This is a genomic window from Parvularcula lutaonensis (genome assembly GCF_014651915.1).
Classification (GTDB): Bacteria; Pseudomonadota; Alphaproteobacteria; order Caulobacterales; family Parvularculaceae; genus Parvularcula; species Parvularcula lutaonensis.
Genome location: NZ_BMXU01000001.1, coordinates 1,576,236 through 1,592,350 on the forward strand (window position 1 = coordinate 1,576,236; position 16,115 = coordinate 1,592,350).

General features: G+C 64.8%; 12 protein-coding genes. 2 read left to right on the forward strand and 10 right to left on the reverse strand.

Features of this window, described 5'->3' with window-relative positions; genetic code table 11:
- Nucleotides 1–37: 37 nt before the first annotated feature.
- A complete protein-coding gene (locus tag IE053_RS07700) occupies nucleotides 38–2,221 on the forward strand; it encodes a primosomal protein N' (protein WP_189574842.1) in 2,184 nt (727 codons plus the stop codon).
- Between the two features lies 1 nt (nucleotide 2,222).
- Here IE053_RS07700 and IE053_RS07705 read toward each other — a convergent pair whose 3' ends face one another.
- From IE053_RS07705 to trpB, 10 genes are all read right to left on the reverse strand, one after another.
- Nucleotides 2,223–2,906: an SDR family oxidoreductase gene (locus tag IE053_RS07705; protein WP_189574234.1), complete on the reverse strand. Its 684-nt coding sequence runs from the start codon at nucleotides 2,904–2,906 to the stop codon at nucleotides 2,223–2,225.
- A gap of 71 nt (nucleotides 2,907–2,977) precedes the next feature.
- Nucleotides 2,978–4,168 carry an acetyl-CoA C-acyltransferase gene (locus tag IE053_RS07710; protein WP_189574237.1) on the reverse strand — a complete coding sequence of 397 codons (1,191 nt, stop codon included), beginning with the start codon at nucleotides 4,166–4,168 and terminating at the stop codon, nucleotides 2,978–2,980.
- Nucleotides 4,169–4,249: 81 nt separating this feature from the next.
- The gene (locus IE053_RS07715) at nucleotides 4,250–4,399 is read right to left on the reverse strand and encodes a hypothetical protein (RefSeq protein ID WP_189574240.1); all 150 of its coding nucleotides are present in this window, start codon (nucleotides 4,397–4,399) and stop codon (nucleotides 4,250–4,252) included.
- Nucleotides 4,400–4,552: 153 nt separating this feature from the next.
- Nucleotides 4,553–5,284 carry a HesA/MoeB/ThiF family protein gene (locus IE053_RS07720; protein WP_189574243.1) on the reverse strand — a complete coding sequence of 244 codons (732 nt, stop codon included), beginning with the start codon at nucleotides 5,282–5,284 and terminating at the stop codon, nucleotides 4,553–4,555.
- Nucleotides 5,285–5,288: 4 nt separating this feature from the next.
- Nucleotides 5,289–5,762: a dUTP diphosphatase gene (dut, locus tag IE053_RS07725; protein WP_189574245.1), complete on the reverse strand. Its 474-nt coding sequence runs from the start codon at nucleotides 5,760–5,762 to the stop codon at nucleotides 5,289–5,291.
- 17 nt (nucleotides 5,763–5,779) lie between these two features.
- Nucleotides 5,780–7,108, reverse strand: a complete 1,329-nt coding sequence (locus IE053_RS07730; RefSeq protein ID WP_189574248.1) for a bifunctional folylpolyglutamate synthase/dihydrofolate synthase — start codon at nucleotides 7,106–7,108, stop codon at nucleotides 5,780–5,782.
- Nucleotides 7,109–8,050 (reverse strand): acetyl-CoA carboxylase, carboxyltransferase subunit beta, encoded by a 942-nt coding sequence (accD, locus tag IE053_RS07735; RefSeq protein ID WP_189574251.1) that lies wholly within the window; start codon nucleotides 8,048–8,050, stop codon nucleotides 7,109–7,111.
- Nucleotides 8,047–8,844 carry a tryptophan synthase subunit alpha gene (trpA, locus tag IE053_RS07740; protein WP_373302867.1) on the reverse strand — a complete coding sequence of 266 codons (798 nt, stop codon included), beginning with the start codon at nucleotides 8,842–8,844 and terminating at the stop codon, nucleotides 8,047–8,049. Before trpA ends, accD begins: the two co-directional genes overlap by 4 nt.
- Nucleotides 8,845–8,990: 146 nt before the next feature.
- On the reverse strand, nucleotides 8,991–11,345 hold the full coding sequence (locus tag IE053_RS07745) for a zinc-dependent metalloprotease (RefSeq protein WP_189574257.1): 2,355 nt from the start codon (nucleotides 11,343–11,345) through the stop codon (nucleotides 8,991–8,993).
- A 68-nt stretch (nucleotides 11,346–11,413) separates the two neighbouring features.
- Nucleotides 11,414–12,661, reverse strand: coding sequence for a tryptophan synthase subunit beta (gene trpB / locus IE053_RS07750; protein ID WP_189574260.1), 1,248 nt, complete (start codon nucleotides 12,659–12,661; stop codon nucleotides 11,414–11,416).
- A gap of 294 nt (nucleotides 12,662–12,955) precedes the next feature.
- Between trpB and IE053_RS07755 the strand changes: the two genes are divergently transcribed.
- Complete coding sequence (locus IE053_RS07755; protein ID WP_189574263.1) at nucleotides 12,956–16,051, forward strand: TonB-dependent receptor plug domain-containing protein; 3,096 nt, start codon at nucleotides 12,956–12,958, stop codon at nucleotides 16,049–16,051.
- Nucleotides 16,052–16,115 lie beyond the last annotated feature (64 nt).

Below are 16,115 nucleotides of genomic sequence, written 5' to 3' on the forward strand. Positions count from 1 at the left end.
GTGGTAGGAGTGCGGCGTGCAGGCAGAACGCGCAGCGATGACGGAGACAGTGCCCAAGCGGCGGGTCAAGGTGCTGCTGCCGATGCCAGCGGGCAATGGCTATGATTATGCCGTGCCCGAAGGGCTGGATCTTAGACCCGGCGACTTTGTCACTGTTCCGCTGGGGCCGCGCCAGGTGACCGGCGTGGTTTGGCCCGATGCGAGCGATCCTTCCGTACCCGATGAGAAACTGAAGACGGTCGTCAGGCGCTTCGACGCGCCGCCTCTTGCCCCCCAGCTTCTCGATTTCGCCGATTGGGCCGCGCGCTATTACATGGTGCCGCGCGGCGCGATCCTGCGCATGGTGGTTCGTGGCGAGCAGGGCCTTTCCGAGGTCAAGGGCAAGACAGGCTATCGCAAGGCTCCGCTCCCTCAGGGTCTGCGCATGACGCCGAAGCGGGAGGCCGTGCTGGCCGTCGCGGGGGAGCGCGCGCTCTCCGCCAAGGAGCTGGCCGAGGCAGCAGGCGTGACCGAGGGCGTGGTCCGGGGGCTCGCCGATGCAGGCGCGCTGGTCCCGGTGATGTTCGACCCCGATCCTCCGTTCACGCCGCCAAACCCTCACCTTCCCGGCCGTGCGCTCGAAGAGGGCCAGGCCGCCGCCGCCGAAGAGCTCCGCAAGCTGATCGGCGAAGGGAAGGGCACCGCCTTGCTCGACGGCGTCACAGGCTCCGGCAAGACCGAGGTCTATCTCGAGGCCGTCGCCGCTGCGCTGAAAGCAGATGCGCAGGCGCAGGTGCTTGTGATGCTGCCAGAGATTGCACTCACTCTCCCCTTCCTGAAGCGCCTTGAAGAGCGCTTCGGCGCGCCCCCTGCGCATTGGCATTCCGACGTGTCCTCCGCAGGCAGGCGCAGGGTCTGGAAGCGGGTGCTCGACGGCACCTGCCGCCTTGTTGTCGGCGCGCGGTCCGCCCTGTTCCTGCCGTGGCAGAATCTCAAGCTCATCGTTGTCGATGAGGAGCACGACCCTGCATACAAGCAGCAGGACGGCATCCTCTACCACGCGCGAGACATGGCCGTGGCCATGGGCGCGCGGCAGCAGTTTCCTGTCGTCCTCGCCTCGGCGACGCCGTCGCTGGAAACTGTTCTGAATGCGGAAGAGGGGCGCTATCGGCGGGTCATGCTGCCCAGCCGGTTCGGTCCTGCAGTGATGCCTGACGTGCATGTCTGCGACATGCGCGCCCATCCGCCGGACCAGGGGCGGTGGCTGGCAGGGCCTGCGGTGGCCGCGATCAACGACACGCTGGCGCAGAAGAAGCAGGTGCTTCTTTACCTCAACCGCCGCGGTTATGCTCCGGTGACCCTCTGCCGCCGCTGCGGAGAGCGGATGACCGCGCCCGACAGCGACACGTGGCTTGTCGAACATAAGTATACGAACCGTCTTGTCTGCCATCAGACGGGCTTTTCGATGCCGAAGCCCGAAAAGTGCCCTCATTGCGGCGGTGAGGACACGCTCGCGGGCTGTGGTCCGGGGGTGGAGCGGGTCGCGGAAGAAGCGCGGGAACGCTGGCCCGACGCACGCATCGAGATCTTCTCCTCCGACACGGTGGATCGTCCGGGCTCGGCGAAAGAGCTTCTCAGTCGGATGACTGCCGGCGAGATCGATATCCTGGTTGCGACGCAGGCGGCGGCGAAGGGACACAACTTTCCGGGGCTGACACTGGTCGTCGGCGTTGATGCGGATCTCGGCCTGTCAGGCGGCGACCTGCGCGCGGCGGAACGGACCTATCAGGTGCTGAGCCAGGTTGCGGGCCGGGCGGGCCGGGCCGCGGACAGGGGCAGCGTGATCCTGCAGTCCTACCAGCCCCAGCATCCGGTGGCTGCAGCGCTCGCCGCGGGCTCTCGAGACGACTTCCTGCAGGCTGAGCTTTTCAGCCGCGAGGAGATCGGCATGCCACCTTTCGGAAGGCTCGCCGGGCTCATTCTTTCAGCCAAGGAAGAGCCCAAGCTGATGGCCGATGCGCGGGCCCTGGCGCAGGCTGTTCCCCATGCCGAGGGAATCGAGGTCTGGGGGCCGGCACCTGCGCCTTTCTACCGTTTGCGCGGGGTCTACCGGCAACGCTTCCTGGTCAAGGGGACCAAACGGTCGAACCTGCAGGCGTTCATCGCCGACTGGCTGGGCACGGTGAAGCCGACCAGTGCCGTGCGGCGGGTGGTCGATATCGACCCTTACAGCTTCCTCTGACCTACCAGGGAATATCCTCGCCCTTATAGTCTTTATAGGTCGCTTTATCGCCGGGCTTGAGGTCCCTGATGACCTGCACCAGACCACGGGCGCTTTCGTCGGGGTCGATCAGGGCGTTCGGTCCACCCATATCCGTCCGTACCCATCCGGGGTGCAGTGTTCCCACGGCGATGCCCTCGCCCTTCAACTCGTAAGCCGCGCAGCACATGGCCATGTTGAGAGCTGTCTTGGACATGCGGTAAGCGATTGCTCCGCCGCTGGCATCGGCGATGGAGCCGACCTTCGAGCTGATCGCCACCAGCTTCTTCTCCTGTGATCGCCGCGTGTGCGGAAGGAATGCCTGAAGGGTCTTGATCGTGCCGATGAGGTTGACCTCCATCGTCATCCGCACCGTATCGGCATCCAGTTCGACAAAGCTCTGACGGCTCCGGTCGGGGCCGTAGATCCCGGCATTGGCGATGACGATATCCACCGCCTCGTCAATCGTCTCGGCCAGCGTGGCGATCTCGTCGTGGTGGGTGGTGTCGAGGGCGTGGATGTTCACGTCGCCAGACAGGCGGCGTAGCTCCTCCGCCGCGGCTGGGCGGCGGCAAGTGGCGTGGACCCGTGCTCCCTCGCCCGCGTAATGCCGGGCCAATGCAAGGCCGATACCCCGGTTCGCGCCGGTGATGAGGACGGTGGTCATGGCAGGCTCCTGTGAATGCTCTGCCATCAGGATAGGCGCGCCGGGGCCTCGAGCGACCCCGGCTAATGAGCTCAGACCAGTTCGACGCCGACAGCGGTTGCTTCGCCGCCGCCGATACAGATGGCGGCCGCACCGCGTTTCAGGCCACGATGCCTGAGGGCATTGACGAGACCGAGAACGATTCGCGTACCCGACGCACCGATCGGGTGGCCAAGGGCGCAAGCGCCGCCATTCACGTTCATCTGGTCATGCTTGATGCCGAGCTCTTCCATCGCCGCCAGCGGCACCACAGCGAAAGCTTCATTGACCTCGAAAAGGTCGTAATCGGACTGGTTGGTCCCTTCGGCCTCGAAGAGTTTCTGCAGCGCGCCAACGGGTGCCGTGGTGAACCACGCAGGCTCCTGCGCGTGGCTGGTCATGGCGGTCAGCCTGGCGAGCGGCTTGTGCCCGCGTTTCTCCGCTTCGCTCAACCGCATCATGACGATGGCGGCTGCGCCGTCGGAGATCGAGCTGGCATTCGCCGCCGTGACGGTGCCGCCCTCGCGACGGAAGGCCGGGCGAAGCTGGGGGATCTTCTCGCGGCGAGCCTTGAAGGGCTGCTCGTCCTTTTCGATCACGATGGTGCCCGAGCGTGCGTCGATGCTGACATGGACGATCTCGTCCTTGAATTGTTCTTCCGAGGCAGCCAGCGCCCGGTCGAGCGAGGCGATGGCGTACTCGTCCTGCTGCTCGCGGGTGAATTGATATTTGTCCGCACACAGCTCGGCGAAGGTGCCCATCAGGCCGCCTTCATAGGCGTCCTCGAGGCCGTCGAAGAACATGTGGTCGAGGACCTGGCCGTGACCCATGCGGTAGCCCGAACGGGCCTTGGGCAGGAGATAGGGTGCGTTCGTCATCGACTCCATGCCGCCAGCAACGCCGATCTTCACCGAGCCCGCAGCGATGGCCTGGGCCATCATCATGATCGTCTTCATGCCCGAGCCGCACATCTTGTTGACGGTCGTGCAAGGGACGGATGTCGGCAGGCCGCCATGGATCGCTGCCTGGCGCGCCGGGGCCTGGCCCTGGCCGGCAGGCAGGACGCAGCCCATCAGGCACTCATCGATGTCTTCGGGCTTGAGGCCAGCGCGCTGCACGGCGCCCTTGATCGCGACAGCGCCGAGCTTGGCAGCCGGCAGGTCGGCGAGCTCGCCCTGCAGGCCACCCATCGGGGTCCTGGCAATCGAGGCAATGACAATGGGATCGTCGGTCGGGAGCAGCATGGCCGTCTTCCTTTCGCTAGGGGCGTTTCCACGCGCCCGTTAGCGCAAGACCGGCGGCCTCGTCACCTCATCCCGGCGCGATCAGCGCTCGCGCGGACGGTAGGCGAGGGCAAGCGTGAGCAGGAAAACCAGCATCAGCGGCCAGGTCGGCGCAGCCGCCGCGGGCTCGGCCCCTTCCGGGGCAATGCTGGCCGCCTGAGCAGCGATATGAAGCAGAATCTGGTTCATCATTTTGCAGTTGCTTACACCATGCCGGGCAAGCTGTCGCGCAGTGAAACATCAAACTGCAGTGACAAAGGCCGACACGGCCATTGCCGCTTGCCTTGCAGGCCTCGGACCAGTTCGCATTTTTTCAGGACATGAACACGCGCGTTCCTGCGTCGCTCAGCCACAGACGGGGCAGGCGGGGTCCTTCTGGAGGGTGACGCGGCGCACCGTTCCCTGCTTGAGGTCGGCGATCAGCATGGCGCGGGTGAGGGGCGGATCGATCCCGCAGAGAAGCTTCACGGCTTCCCCTGCCGCAAGGCTGCCGACGACGCCCACGACGGGCCCCATGACGCCATCCCTGTCGCAGAGGCCGTCTTCCTCGGCTGTCTCGGGAACGAGGCAGGCATAGCAGGGATCATCCTCCGAACCCGGACGGAAAAGCGCAACCTGGCCTTCGAAGCGGGAGGCGGCAGCGGAGAGAAGGGGTTTGTTTCCGGCAAGGCAGGCGCGGTTGATGAGGTGGCGGCCTGCGATCCGGTCGATGCCCTCGATGATGAGATCGTGGCTTTCTACAAGTTCGTCAGCGTTCCTGAAACTGAACATCTCCGAGCAACCACGAACCGCGATATCACTGTTCATAGCGCGCAGACGAAGCGCGGCAGCCTCGGCCTTCGGTTTGCCGATGTCGTCTTCGGTGTAGAGCGTCTGGCGCTGGAGGTTCGAAAGCTCCACCCGATCACCGTCGCAAATCGTCAGTGTGCCAATGCCAGCCCCTGCAAGATAGGCGAGGATCGGACAGCCAAGCCCCCCTGCGCCGATAACCAGCACCTTGGCGGCGGCCAGCTTCTTCTGGCCCTGACCGCCGATTTCGGGGAGGAGAAGGTGGTGTTTATGGCGGAGATCCGCCACTGGCTCAGACCCCGGTCGAACCAAAGCCGCCTTCGCCGCGCAGGGTTTCGGGCAGATCGTCCTCGGTCACTTCGAAATTTGCCTGGGTCACCGGGGCCACGACCATCTGGGCGATGCGGTCGCCGCGTTCGATGGTGAAGGACGTGGCTCGCCCCGACATGGGCGAGCTGGCCGAGTTGGTGTTGACCAGGATGACCTTGACTTCGCCGCGGTAGTCGGCATCCACCGTGCCCGGAGAGTTGAGCACCGTGATGCCATGCTTGGCAGCTAGCCCCGAACGCGGCCGGACCTGCGCCTCGTAGCCTTCGGGCAGGGCAATCTTCAGGCCCGTCGGGATCATGGCGCGCGCGCCCGGCCCGATGACGATCGGCTCGTCGATGGCGGCGACAAGGTCGGCCCCGGCAGCGCCGGAGGTCTGGTAACTCGGCAACGGCAGGCCTTCGGCATGGGGCAGGCGTTTGATCAGGACTTTCGGCATGGTGGGGTTCTCGAGGCTCAGCAATTGTTCTTCAGCACTTCACCAGCGAGGTAAAGCGATCCGCAGATAAGAATGCGCGGCTGGCCTTCGCCCGACCGGCCATAGGCCTTCACCGCGTGCTCGAGGGCGGCATCGAGCGACGGCATGGGCTGGGCAGGTAGCCCCGCTTTCCTTGCTTCTTCGGCAAGCGCCTCGGGTTCCCAGACGCCGGACTTGTCGGCTTTCACCGTCAGCACCGTGGAGGCAAGGCCTTCGAAGGGAGAAAGGAAATCCTGAGCATCCTTGTTCTTCTGCATACCCACGATCAGGACTACGGGGCGCGGGCTTCGGTCGTCTAGATCGGCCAGCGTCCGGGCGAGGGCACGGGCCGCATGGGCGTTGTGCCCGCCGTCGAGCCACAGCTCGCCCGGGTCGCCCAGATGGCGCGTGACAATTTCTGTCAGTGGCCCGGACGTCAGGCGCTGGAACCGTCCGGGCCATTCAGCCGCTTCGATCCCCATGCTGATGAAATCGTCCTGAGGGGCAAGGCCCGCGGCCTTGAGTGCGGCCACGGCGAGACCCGCATTTTCGATCTGGTGGTTGCCCATCAGGCGTGGCAGCCGGAGGTCGGAAAGGCCGCGCTCGTCTTCATAGGTGAAGCCGCCACCCTCGCGGACGAGCTGCCAGTCTTCGCCAAGGATGTGCTGGTCAGCACCCAGTGCCAGCGCGCGGTTGCGCAGGACGTCGAGGACTTCCGGACGCTGGGCGCCCGTCACCAGGGTCGAGCCCTGCTTGATGATCCCCGCTTTCTCGAAGGCGATCTCCGCGAGATTGTCGCCAAGCCAGTCCTGATGGTCGAGGCCCACCGGCGTGATGACACAGGCGCGGGGGTCCGGCACGACATTGGTCGCATCGAGCCTTCCGCCGAGCCCTGTTTCCAGCAGCACCACATCACCGGGAGTCTCGGCGAAGGCCAGGAAAGCCGCCGCTGTCGATGCTTCGAAATAAGTGAGGGGCAGGTCGCCGGCCGCTGCCTCGCAACGACCGAGGACAGAGGCCAGCTGTTCATCGCCGATCTCTTCGCCGGCCAAGACGATCCGCTCGTTGAAGCGGACGAGGTGCGGGGAGGTGTAGACATGGACGCGCAGCCCCGCCGCAGCAAGGATCGTGCGCATGAAGGCGATCGTCGAGCCCTTGCCATTGGTCCCGGCCACATGGATCACGGGCGGCAGCTTCGTATGCGGATCGCCCAGCCGTCCGAGTGCCTTTTCGATCCGGTCGAGACCCAGCACAATCTCTGCCGGGTTCGTGTTTTCGAACCGGGTGAGGAGCCGCTCGACTTCTGCCTTGGCGGCGTGTTGGCTCATTTACTCGGCAGCTTTCGGCAATGTGTCATCGAGCGGGCCGTCTTCTCCGGCTACTGTCGACGCTTCGTCATTGGCGGCGACCGGGACCTCGATTTCCGGTGGGGGCATCAGCACGCTGAGGATCTCGCTCAGCTCCCTGGCCAGTTCCCGGCGGTCGGTGACCCGGTCGATCATTCCCTTGTCGAGGAGATACTCCGCGCGCTGGAAATCCTCGGGCAGTTTCTCGCGGATCGTCTGCTCGATCACACGGGGGCCGGCGAAGCCGATCAGTGCGCCCGGTTCCGCGATATGGATGTCGCCGAGCATGGCGTAGCTGGCCGTGACCCCGCCCGTGGTCGGATTGGTCAGGATGACGATGTAGGGCAGGCCCGCCTCGCGCACCTTCTGCACGGCGATGGTCGAGCGCGGCATCTGCATCAGGGAAAGGATCCCTTCCTGCATCCGCGCGCCGCCCGATGCGGTGACGACGATAAGCGCCGAGCGCGACTTCACGGCCTCGTCAGCGGCAGTCAGCAGCCCTTCGCCGATGGCCGTGCCCATCGAGCCGCCCATGAACTTGAAGTTCTGGACGGCGACGACGGCGCCGCGGTCACCGATCTTGCCCTTGCCGACAACCAGGGCGTCGCGCTCTCCGGTCCTCTTGCGGTAGTCCTTCAGCCGCGCGGAATAAGGCTTGGTGTCCTTGAATTTGAGGGGGTCGTCGGGGGTTTCGGGCAGCTCGATCCGCTCCCAGTCCTCGCCGAGGAGGTGGAAGAGGCGCATGACCGGCGTGATCTGGTGGTGATGGCCGCAATTCGGGCAGACCATCTGCTCATGCTCGAGGTCACGGTTGAAGGTCATCTGCTCGCAGGACGGGCACCGGGTCCAGAGGGCCTCCTGGTTGTCGTCCTGCTTGAACATCTTCTTGATGCCAGGCGGTGTGATGTCACTGAGCCAGTTCATTGTTGCCCTCCAGGCGCATGCGTGGCTGCGGCGAGTTCGCGCGCCAACGCGACAGCTGCGTCCACCCCCTCTAGCTCAAGCGCTTTAACGATGGCCGAACCGACGACAACGGCATCGGCATGCTGCGCCGCAGCGTGGGCGGACGGGGCGTCCTTGATGCCGAAACCGGCGGCGATCGGCAAGGACGTCTTCTCACGCAATCGGGTGATCGCCTCGCCGAGTTCGTCCGCCCCTGCGGAACGGCCACCGGTGACCCCGGCGACGGCGACGTAATAGAGGAAGCCCGAGGCGTGCTCGATCACGCGGTCGATACGCTCGTCGCGGGTCGTGGGGGTGGCGAGGCGGATCATGTCGAGGCCGGCCTCCTTCGCCTGCACGTCGAGTTCGCCACTCTCTTCGGGGGGCAAATCGACGAGAATGAGGCCGTCCACACCCGCGTCCACAGCGTCTTGAGCGAAACTGTCACCGTGTTGGAGAACCGGGTTCGCGTAGCCCATCAGAACGATCGGGGTCTGGTGTCCGGCGGCGCGGAAGCGCTTCACCATCTCGAGGGTCTTTTTCAACGTCTGCCCGCCTGCCAGCGCGCGCTGGCCCGCCTCGGCGATGATCGGGCCGTCGGCCATCGGATCGGTGAAGGGAAAGCCCACTTCGATCACGTCCGCACCCGCTTCAGGCAGGGCGTGGAGCAGGCGCTCGGAGGTCGCGAGATCGGGATCGCCCGCCATGATAAACGGGACGAAGGCCGTGCGTTTCTCAGCTTTGAGCTGAGCGAAGGTGTCGGTCAGTCTGGTCACGCCTGAGCAGGTGCCGCCGGGCGAGGAAAAGCGCAAGACCTGTCGCGTCAGGATGGGGTCGCGGGTGTATCCCTTGGCCTCCATGTCGATGGAGGCACTCCGTTCCCGAACAGGCTTTCCCGACCGCCCGGGACGCGGGGCGGAGACTAGAAGCTTTCGCAATGCCAGCAGGCCTCGCCGATCGGGCTGCCCGGCGGGATCCGCGCGCCTTCCGCGCGGGGAGCGCGAGCCGGGGCTGGCGCTTCGAGATGGGACCTGAGATGTGCCGCCAGCACCTGCCGGTGACCAGGATCGCTGCGGGAGAAGGTCCGCTCGAGTTCGCTCATCGTCTCCCAAAGCGCGCCGCGTACGGCTATGGACGCATCCTGACGGTCCGCAGCGATGAGGGCGGCGACGAAGCGCGCCTCGACGAGCTGCGCAAGCGCAGATCCGCCCGCTTCGGTCACGGTCTCCGACGCGGTATCCAGCATTTCCGACAGCCCTAGGGTTTCGCCCTCCATGGCTTCGAACTGCGCCAGGCGCTCGAGCCGTCGGCTGGCGAAAAGCGCTCTGAAGGTGATGTCCGCCGCTGCCTCAGCCGCGCTGTGATGGTCGAAGACCGGCGCGGTAGCGCTGTCAAAGCTCTCCCGGCGGTTGATGCCCTGGAACGCATCCGCGCGGGGTGTCAGCATGCTGAGAACATGGGCTGGGATGTCGAGCGCCTCAGGGGAGACCGTTTCGAGGATCGCCTCCAGCGCCGTGCGTTGCTCTCTTGCGGGGACGATTTCGACCTCCGCCGGGTCGGTCCCGAGTTTTGCGTATTGGTAGCTGGCGCCACCGATCAGCTTGGATGCCGCCGCCGTCTGGTAGCGGTGGTAGAGATAGACCGGCACCAGCACCTGGCGCAGCTCGGCTGCACTGCGCCCCTCCGCCGCACGGTCGCTCTCAAAATTCTCCAGCGCCACTTGCCGTACACGCATGACATTTTCGAGTTCCGCGACAGGGTCGCTACCATTGTCCCAGACAGAAGCAAAAGGATGGGCCGTGCCGACGCCGCGGCCTTCGCTGTCTTCGATATAGAGGAGCCCGGCCTCGCGGGCTTGAGCGATCACGGCATCGCCATTCTCCTCGCCGTAGAGCCAGCGCGCCGTGGCGATGTCCCAGGGACCGAGCCCTGCATCATAGGTCCGCGAGAAATCAAGCGCCCCGTCCTCCTCAATCACCCAGGGCGCCGGGTAGTCCATCACCGACGCACGGTCATTGTGGCTGGCTGCGAAATTATGCCCGAAGCCCAGTGCGTGGCCGACCTCATGGGCCGAGAGCTGGCGAATGCGTGCGAGCGCCAGCTCGACGGGATCGTCCGCCTCTCCCGAACCCGTCTTCGCCGTCCCGGCGAGGCCCTCGAAGATCATCCGGTCCTGGCGCACCCGCTGGGAACCGAGAATGACGTGTCCCTTGATGAATTCCCCCGTACGCGGATCGGAAATACCGCCGCCATAGGACCAGCCGCGGGTCTGGCGGTGGACCCACTGAATCACGTTGTAACGCACATCGAGAGGGTGAACCCCTTCCGGCAGCACCTCGACCCGGTAGCCGTCAGGAAAGCCTGCCGCGGCGAAGCCTTCAGCCCACCATCCGGCGCCTTCGACAAGCGCCGAACGCACCGGCTCCGGCGCGCCGCTATCGACGTAGAACACGAGGGGATCGTCCTTGGTCAGACGATGCCGCATGGCGAAGGTCTTCTGGACGGATTCCTCGAGCGGGGCCGAGAAATCGTAATACGGCCTGGCAAAGGTCCCGACCCGCGGGTCGTATTCGCGGGTCTCATAGCCATCGTCGGGGAGGGCCACGAAGCTGTGATGCACCGTCAGCGTTACCGCGCCCGGATAGGGAGATGTCTGGCGAACCTCACGACCGGGGTCGGAGGAGACGAAAGTCATCTCCGTGTCGATCTCGGTGTTGAGCGGGAAGGTCAGTATGCCGCGCGGTGCGACACGCGAACGGTCCTTGTCGAGGGTGAAGCCGCCGCTGCCATCTTCCTTCAGCCTCTCGGACAACCCGAGAAGGTCGGTCATCAAGAGCGGTTTGATATCGAAGGTCACGCTGTCACCGGTCTCCTCGATCACGTCGGTGGAGTAGATGATCGAGCGGGCGAAGCTCTGTTCGACGGCTCGAACTTCGTCGGGATTGTCGGTATGCGCACGGTAGAACTGGTTCTCGATCTCCGCGGTGACCCTGCCGTCGGCGACACGAAAGCGGACGATCTCGCCGGAATTGCCCCAGCCGCGGTCGAGCCCGATCGGGTTCGAGCCGAGCCCGGAGGTCAGCCGCATCGCATGGATCACCCGCAGGGCCGTCCCGTCTTCGCCGGGCGCGGGAAGCGTCGCGACCAGCTTGCCCTCCTCTCCCCTGGTGAGGGGCAGGAGCTTCGCCTCGGAGGTGCCGTCATGGGGGTGCGCGGCCGCTGCAGCGCTGCAAATTGCTGAAAGACAGGCGAAAAAAGCCGCAACGAGCTTCGGCATCAGGAATCCCCACGTGAACCCACGCGATGATCGTAACGCCTCAGCCCTTCCTGTCCATGAAGGAGCGGCTAGACGTCGACGCCTAGCGCGGCGGCCACCGTGAAGACGTCCTTGTCGCCGCGGCCGCACATATTGAGGAGGAGGATTTGGTCCTCATCCATCTCCGCCGCGGCATCGAGGGCGCGGGCGAGGGCATGGCTCGGCTCGAGCGCCGGGATGATGCCCTCCTTCCGTGCACAGAGCTGGAAGCAGGCAAGCGCCTCCTCATCCGTGGCGGAAACGTACTCGACCCGGCCTGTTTCGTGGAGCCAGGAGTGCTCGGGCCCGATGCCAGGATAGTCGAGGCCCGCCGAGATCGAGTGGGCGTCGTCGATCTGTCCGTCCTCGTCTTGGAGAAGGTAGGTCTTGTTGCCGTGAAGGACGCCGGGCTTGCCGCCCGTCAGGCTGGCCGCATGTTCGTCCGTATCAAGTCCTTTGCCCGCAGCTTCGACGCCGATGAGGCGCACTTCGGGATCGTCCAGGAAGGGGTGGAAGAGGCCGATGGCGTTCGATCCGCCGCCAATGCAGGCCATGGCGACATCGGGAAGGCGGCCTTCACGCTCCAGCATCTGCTGCTTCGCCTCACGGCCGATCACCGACTGGAAATCGCGCACCATCATCGGGTAGGGGTGCGGGCCCGCCGCGGTGCCGATGACGTAGAAAGTGTCCTCGACATTCGTCACCCAGTCGCGCAGCGCATCGTTCATGGCATCCTTGAGCGTGCCCTTGCCCGAAGTGACCGGCACGATCTCCGCACCCAGGAGTTTCATGCGAAAGACGTTGGGCTTCTGTCGCTCGACATCGGCCGCGCCCATATAAACAACGCAAGGCAGGCCGAAGAGCGCACAGACCGTGGCCGTCGCCACGCCATGCTGGCCAGCGCCTGTCTCGGCAATGATCCGTGTACGCCCCATGCGCTTGGCCAGGAGGACCTGCCCGACGCAGTTGTTGATCTTGTGCGCGCCGGTGTGGTTCAGCTCGTCGCGCTTCAAGTAGATCTTCGCGCCTTTGCCCTTCAGTGCTGTTTCCCGGACGTGCTTGGTGAGACGACCCGCATAGGTCAGCGGCGACGGCCTGCCGACATATTCGGCCAGCAGGCGGTCAAGTTCATCCGTAAACGCAGGATCATTCTTCGCGTCCTCATAGGCCCTGTTCAGCTCGAGGATCAGCGGCATCAGCGTCTCGGCGACGTAGCGGCCGCCGAACTGGCCGAACTTGCCGCTCTCGTCGGGGCCGAGGCGGAAGCTGTTGGGGGCGGTGCGGGCGTCGTCGGGCATCGAGAAATCTCCTGGAGCCGCGCCCCTAGCAGCGGGAAGGCGGATGTTCCAAGCGCTGCTTCGAACGCCATTGCCGCAGCAAGATTTCTCACAGGCGCGTGAAGGGTCGCCGCCAGTCGAGCCCTTAGATGTTGCAGGGCCGCAACATCGCGTCACCAATCTGCCACAAATTCTGCCTTTTCCGTTTGTCGATAAGGATCGGGCTCTGCGACGTTTCGGCGCGCCTCCCGGCCTCGCGGGGCCGTGCGCGATCGACCCGGGATCAACCGGGCGACAGTCATTTGGGAAAGCAACATGAGACAAAGAACGATGCTGAAGACACTGGCACTGTCGACGATGCTGGCGGGTCTCGCCCTGCCCGCAGCGGCGCAGGACGATGATCCGGCGCTGATCGAACCTGCCGCATCCGAAGAGGCGCGAGGCGACGTCATCACGGTCACGGGCTCGCGTCTGCGCAGGAGTTCGTTCGATTCCATCTCGCCTCTCCAGGTGATCGACGCGGATACCTCGCGGCTCTCCGGCCTGACCACGGCCAGCGAATTCATCACCCAGTCGCCGGTGATTGCGGGCACCCAGCTCGACAACTCGATCAATGCGGGCTCGCCGACGGCCGCCGTCGAGGGTGTTGGCGAAGGCGGTGTCGGCTCGAACAACGTCGCCCTGCGCGGCCTCGGCCCGGAGCGGACGCTCGTCCTGATGAACGGTCGTCGCCTGTCGCCTTCGGGTGTGCGTGGTGCGCCCGTCGCGCCCGACCTCAACCTCGTGCCGTCCCTTGCGGTCCAGAGCGTCGAGATCCTCACGGACGGCGCATCGTCGATTTACGGCGCTGACGCTGTCGCGGGTGTCGTCAACGTCATCCTCCGCAACGATTTCGATGGCATCGAGTTCAATGCCCAGGTCACTGCCCCCGAGCAATCCGGCGGCGGCCTCGAGCAGTTCGGTATCATCGCAGGCTCTGTCGGCGACCGCGGCAACGTCCTGTTCTCAGCCGAGTATTTCAACCGCGATACCGTTTTTGTTGGTGATCGGAGAAATTACAACGACTGCCTCCGCGACATCGAGGTGAGCGCCGAAGGCGACATCTTCTCGACATGCCTCGATGCCCGTCCTGACAACGCAGCCTTCGTCAGTGGACTCGGTTTCGCTTTCAGCACGCCGGGCATGAGCAACATTCCGGGCACCCCGAACTGGACGACCACGTCGGGCCTGCCGGGCAACTTCCGCACCGGATCCCTCTACACCCTGCAGGACGAGGAACGCGCGACCCAGCTTCTCGGCGGTTTCGAACGCCTGAACCTCTACTCGGCGGGTGAGTACGAACTCACCGACGATGGCCGTCACAGCGTCTATTTCGAAGGCCTCTACTCGAACAGGGAGTCCACGGACTTCTTCACTTCGGAACAGATCTTCCCCGGCGTACCGGCGATGATCCCAGTGTGGGCTGATGGCAATGGCAACGGTGCCTTTGATGGTCCTTCCGAATACGTCACCGATTCCAATGGTGTCGTCTTCGCCGACAACCCGCTCAACCCGTTCAGCGTCGACGCGCTGCCGGTCATCTCGACGACGTCGCTGCCGCAGATCCGTTCGGCCGATGTCGAGAATGTCCGCCTCGTTGGCGGCTTCAAGGGTGACATCGTTATGCCGTGGTTCGAGGAGCGCAACTGGGTCTATGACCTCGGTGCCTCTTACGACAACAGCTACGGCACGGCGACCCAGCCGATCCTGCGCGAGAACGCGATCCGCGAGTCCCTCGATACCCTGCGGATCGATGCCCAGGGCAATCTCTCCTGCGGCACGCCGCGGACCGCGCTCACCTTCGGCTTCCTGACGCCGGAGAACTGCGTCGTCGTCGACTTCTTCGCTGACAACCTGTTCACCACCACTGGCGGTGACAAGTCGTTCACGGATGAAGAGCGTGCCTTCCTCGAAGGACGGTCGATCAGCACCACCGAGATCGAGCAGCGCCAGTTCTATGGCCTTGCCACCGGTGATGCGTTCGAGCTCCCCGCCGGTACTGTCGGCCTCGCGGTCGGTGTCGAGTATCGCGAACTCGAGATCACTTCGCTCAGCGATGTCGTCCGTGCCCGCGGACTCGCCGCATCGGAAGTTCCGGATACGGAGCTTGACACGATCGGCCAGACCGACTTCTTCGAGATCTTCGCCGAAACCGAAATTCCGGTTCTCGACACGCTCGATGTCAACCTGTCGGGCCGCTACACCGAGGAGGCGAATTTCGGTGACGAGGTGACCTACTCCGTCAAGGCAAAATGGGATCCGCTCGACTGGCTCGGCTTGCGCGCCACCTATGGCACGACGTTCCGTGCACCGAACCTGCGCGAGCAGTTCCTTGCCGGGGCGGCGGGCACCATCGGCGGCGGCAATGACCCCTGCCTCGTCCCGGCGGACGCCAACAACATGCAGGTCTATGACCCGGCCGGCGACGACCGGAGCCAGGCCCTGCTCAACCAGTGCATTGCTGATGGCGCTGATCCGTTCTCTCTCGGTCTCCAAGCCACGACCGCCATTCCGACCTCGACGGGCGGCGGCGATGACCTGAGGGCAGAAACCTCGGACAGCTACACCGCTGGCTTCGTGTTCCGCCAGCAATGGTCCGATGCATTCGATTTCGATCTCGCGGTGACCTATTACAACATCGAGATCGAGGACACGGTCCGCGAAAGCGATCCGGCCAATCTCCTGGCCCAGTGCTATTCGGACCTGCCGCAGCAATTTGCCTGCGACCGGATCACCCGTGGCCCGGCCGGTACCGTGTCGCTGGTCGATGCATCCTTCATCAATGTCGGCCTCTTCGAGACCTCGGGCATCGACTATGTCGCCCGCTTCAACATGCCGCTTGATCAGTTCTCGGACATGTTCGCGGAAACCGAGTTCGGCCTGACCTTCTCGGCTAGCCAGGTTCTCGAGCGGACCGAGGACGTCGATCCGACGGACCCGGACATCCTGCCTCTCGAGCTCGAGGGCACGATCTCCAACCCCGAATGGTCGTGGCTGATGAACGCGACGCTGGAGCGTGGTCCCTTCACCGCCCTGTGGCGCACGCGCTATATCGGTGAAGGCCAGCAGCTCGGCACCGAGGATTTCGATACGTCGCCCGATCCGCTGCGGACGGCCTGCGGCGTGCTCGGCTATTCAGGCACTGGCGGCTGCCGCGACGTCGACTTCGTGGATGACTATTTCCAGAACGACGTCTCGCTGACCTACCGCGCCGAGACCTGGGGCATCACGGCGGGCATCTCGAACGTCTTCGACGAAGAGCCGCCGCTGATCGACCAGGGCGAAGGCCCCTCGCGGATGAACATCGTGACCCAGTCGGGCTACGACCTGATCGGCCGCCGTGCCTTCTTCAATATCTCGAAAAGGTTCTGATGATCCGGATCAGGACAGGGAGGAGGGGCGCTTTGGCGCCCCTTTTTCTTTGGCCCTCTGCTTG

Bases quoted from the DNA above. Each gene is read 5' to 3' on its own strand.
- accD (WP_189574251.1), bottom strand. From the start codon at position 8,050: ATGAACTGGCTCAGTGACATCACACCGCCTGGCATCAAGAAGATGTTC.
- IE053_RS07755 (WP_189574263.1), top strand. From the start codon at position 12,956: ATGAGACAAAGAACGATGCTGAAGACACTGGCACTGTCGACGATGCTG.
- dut (WP_189574245.1), bottom strand. From the start codon at position 5,762: ATGCCGAAAGTCCTGATCAAACGCCTGCCCCATGCCGAAGGCCTGCCG.
- IE053_RS07700 (WP_189574842.1), top strand. From the start codon at position 38: ATGACGGAGACAGTGCCCAAGCGGCGGGTCAAGGTGCTGCTGCCGATG.
- trpB (WP_189574260.1), bottom strand. From the start codon at position 12,661: ATGCCCGACGACGCCCGCACCGCCCCCAACAGCTTCCGCCTCGGCCCC.
- IE053_RS07710 (WP_189574237.1), bottom strand. From the start codon at position 4,168: ATGCTGCTCCCGACCGACGATCCCATTGTCATTGCCTCGATTGCCAGG.
- IE053_RS07745 (WP_189574257.1), bottom strand. From the start codon at position 11,345: ATGCCGAAGCTCGTTGCGGCTTTTTTCGCCTGTCTTTCAGCAATTTGC.
- IE053_RS07705 (WP_189574234.1), bottom strand. From the start codon at position 2,906: ATGACCACCGTCCTCATCACCGGCGCGAACCGGGGTATCGGCCTTGCA.
- IE053_RS07715 (WP_189574240.1), bottom strand. From the start codon at position 4,399: ATGATGAACCAGATTCTGCTTCATATCGCTGCTCAGGCGGCCAGCATT.
- IE053_RS07730 (WP_189574248.1), bottom strand. From the start codon at position 7,108: ATGAGCCAACACGCCGCCAAGGCAGAAGTCGAGCGGCTCCTCACCCGG.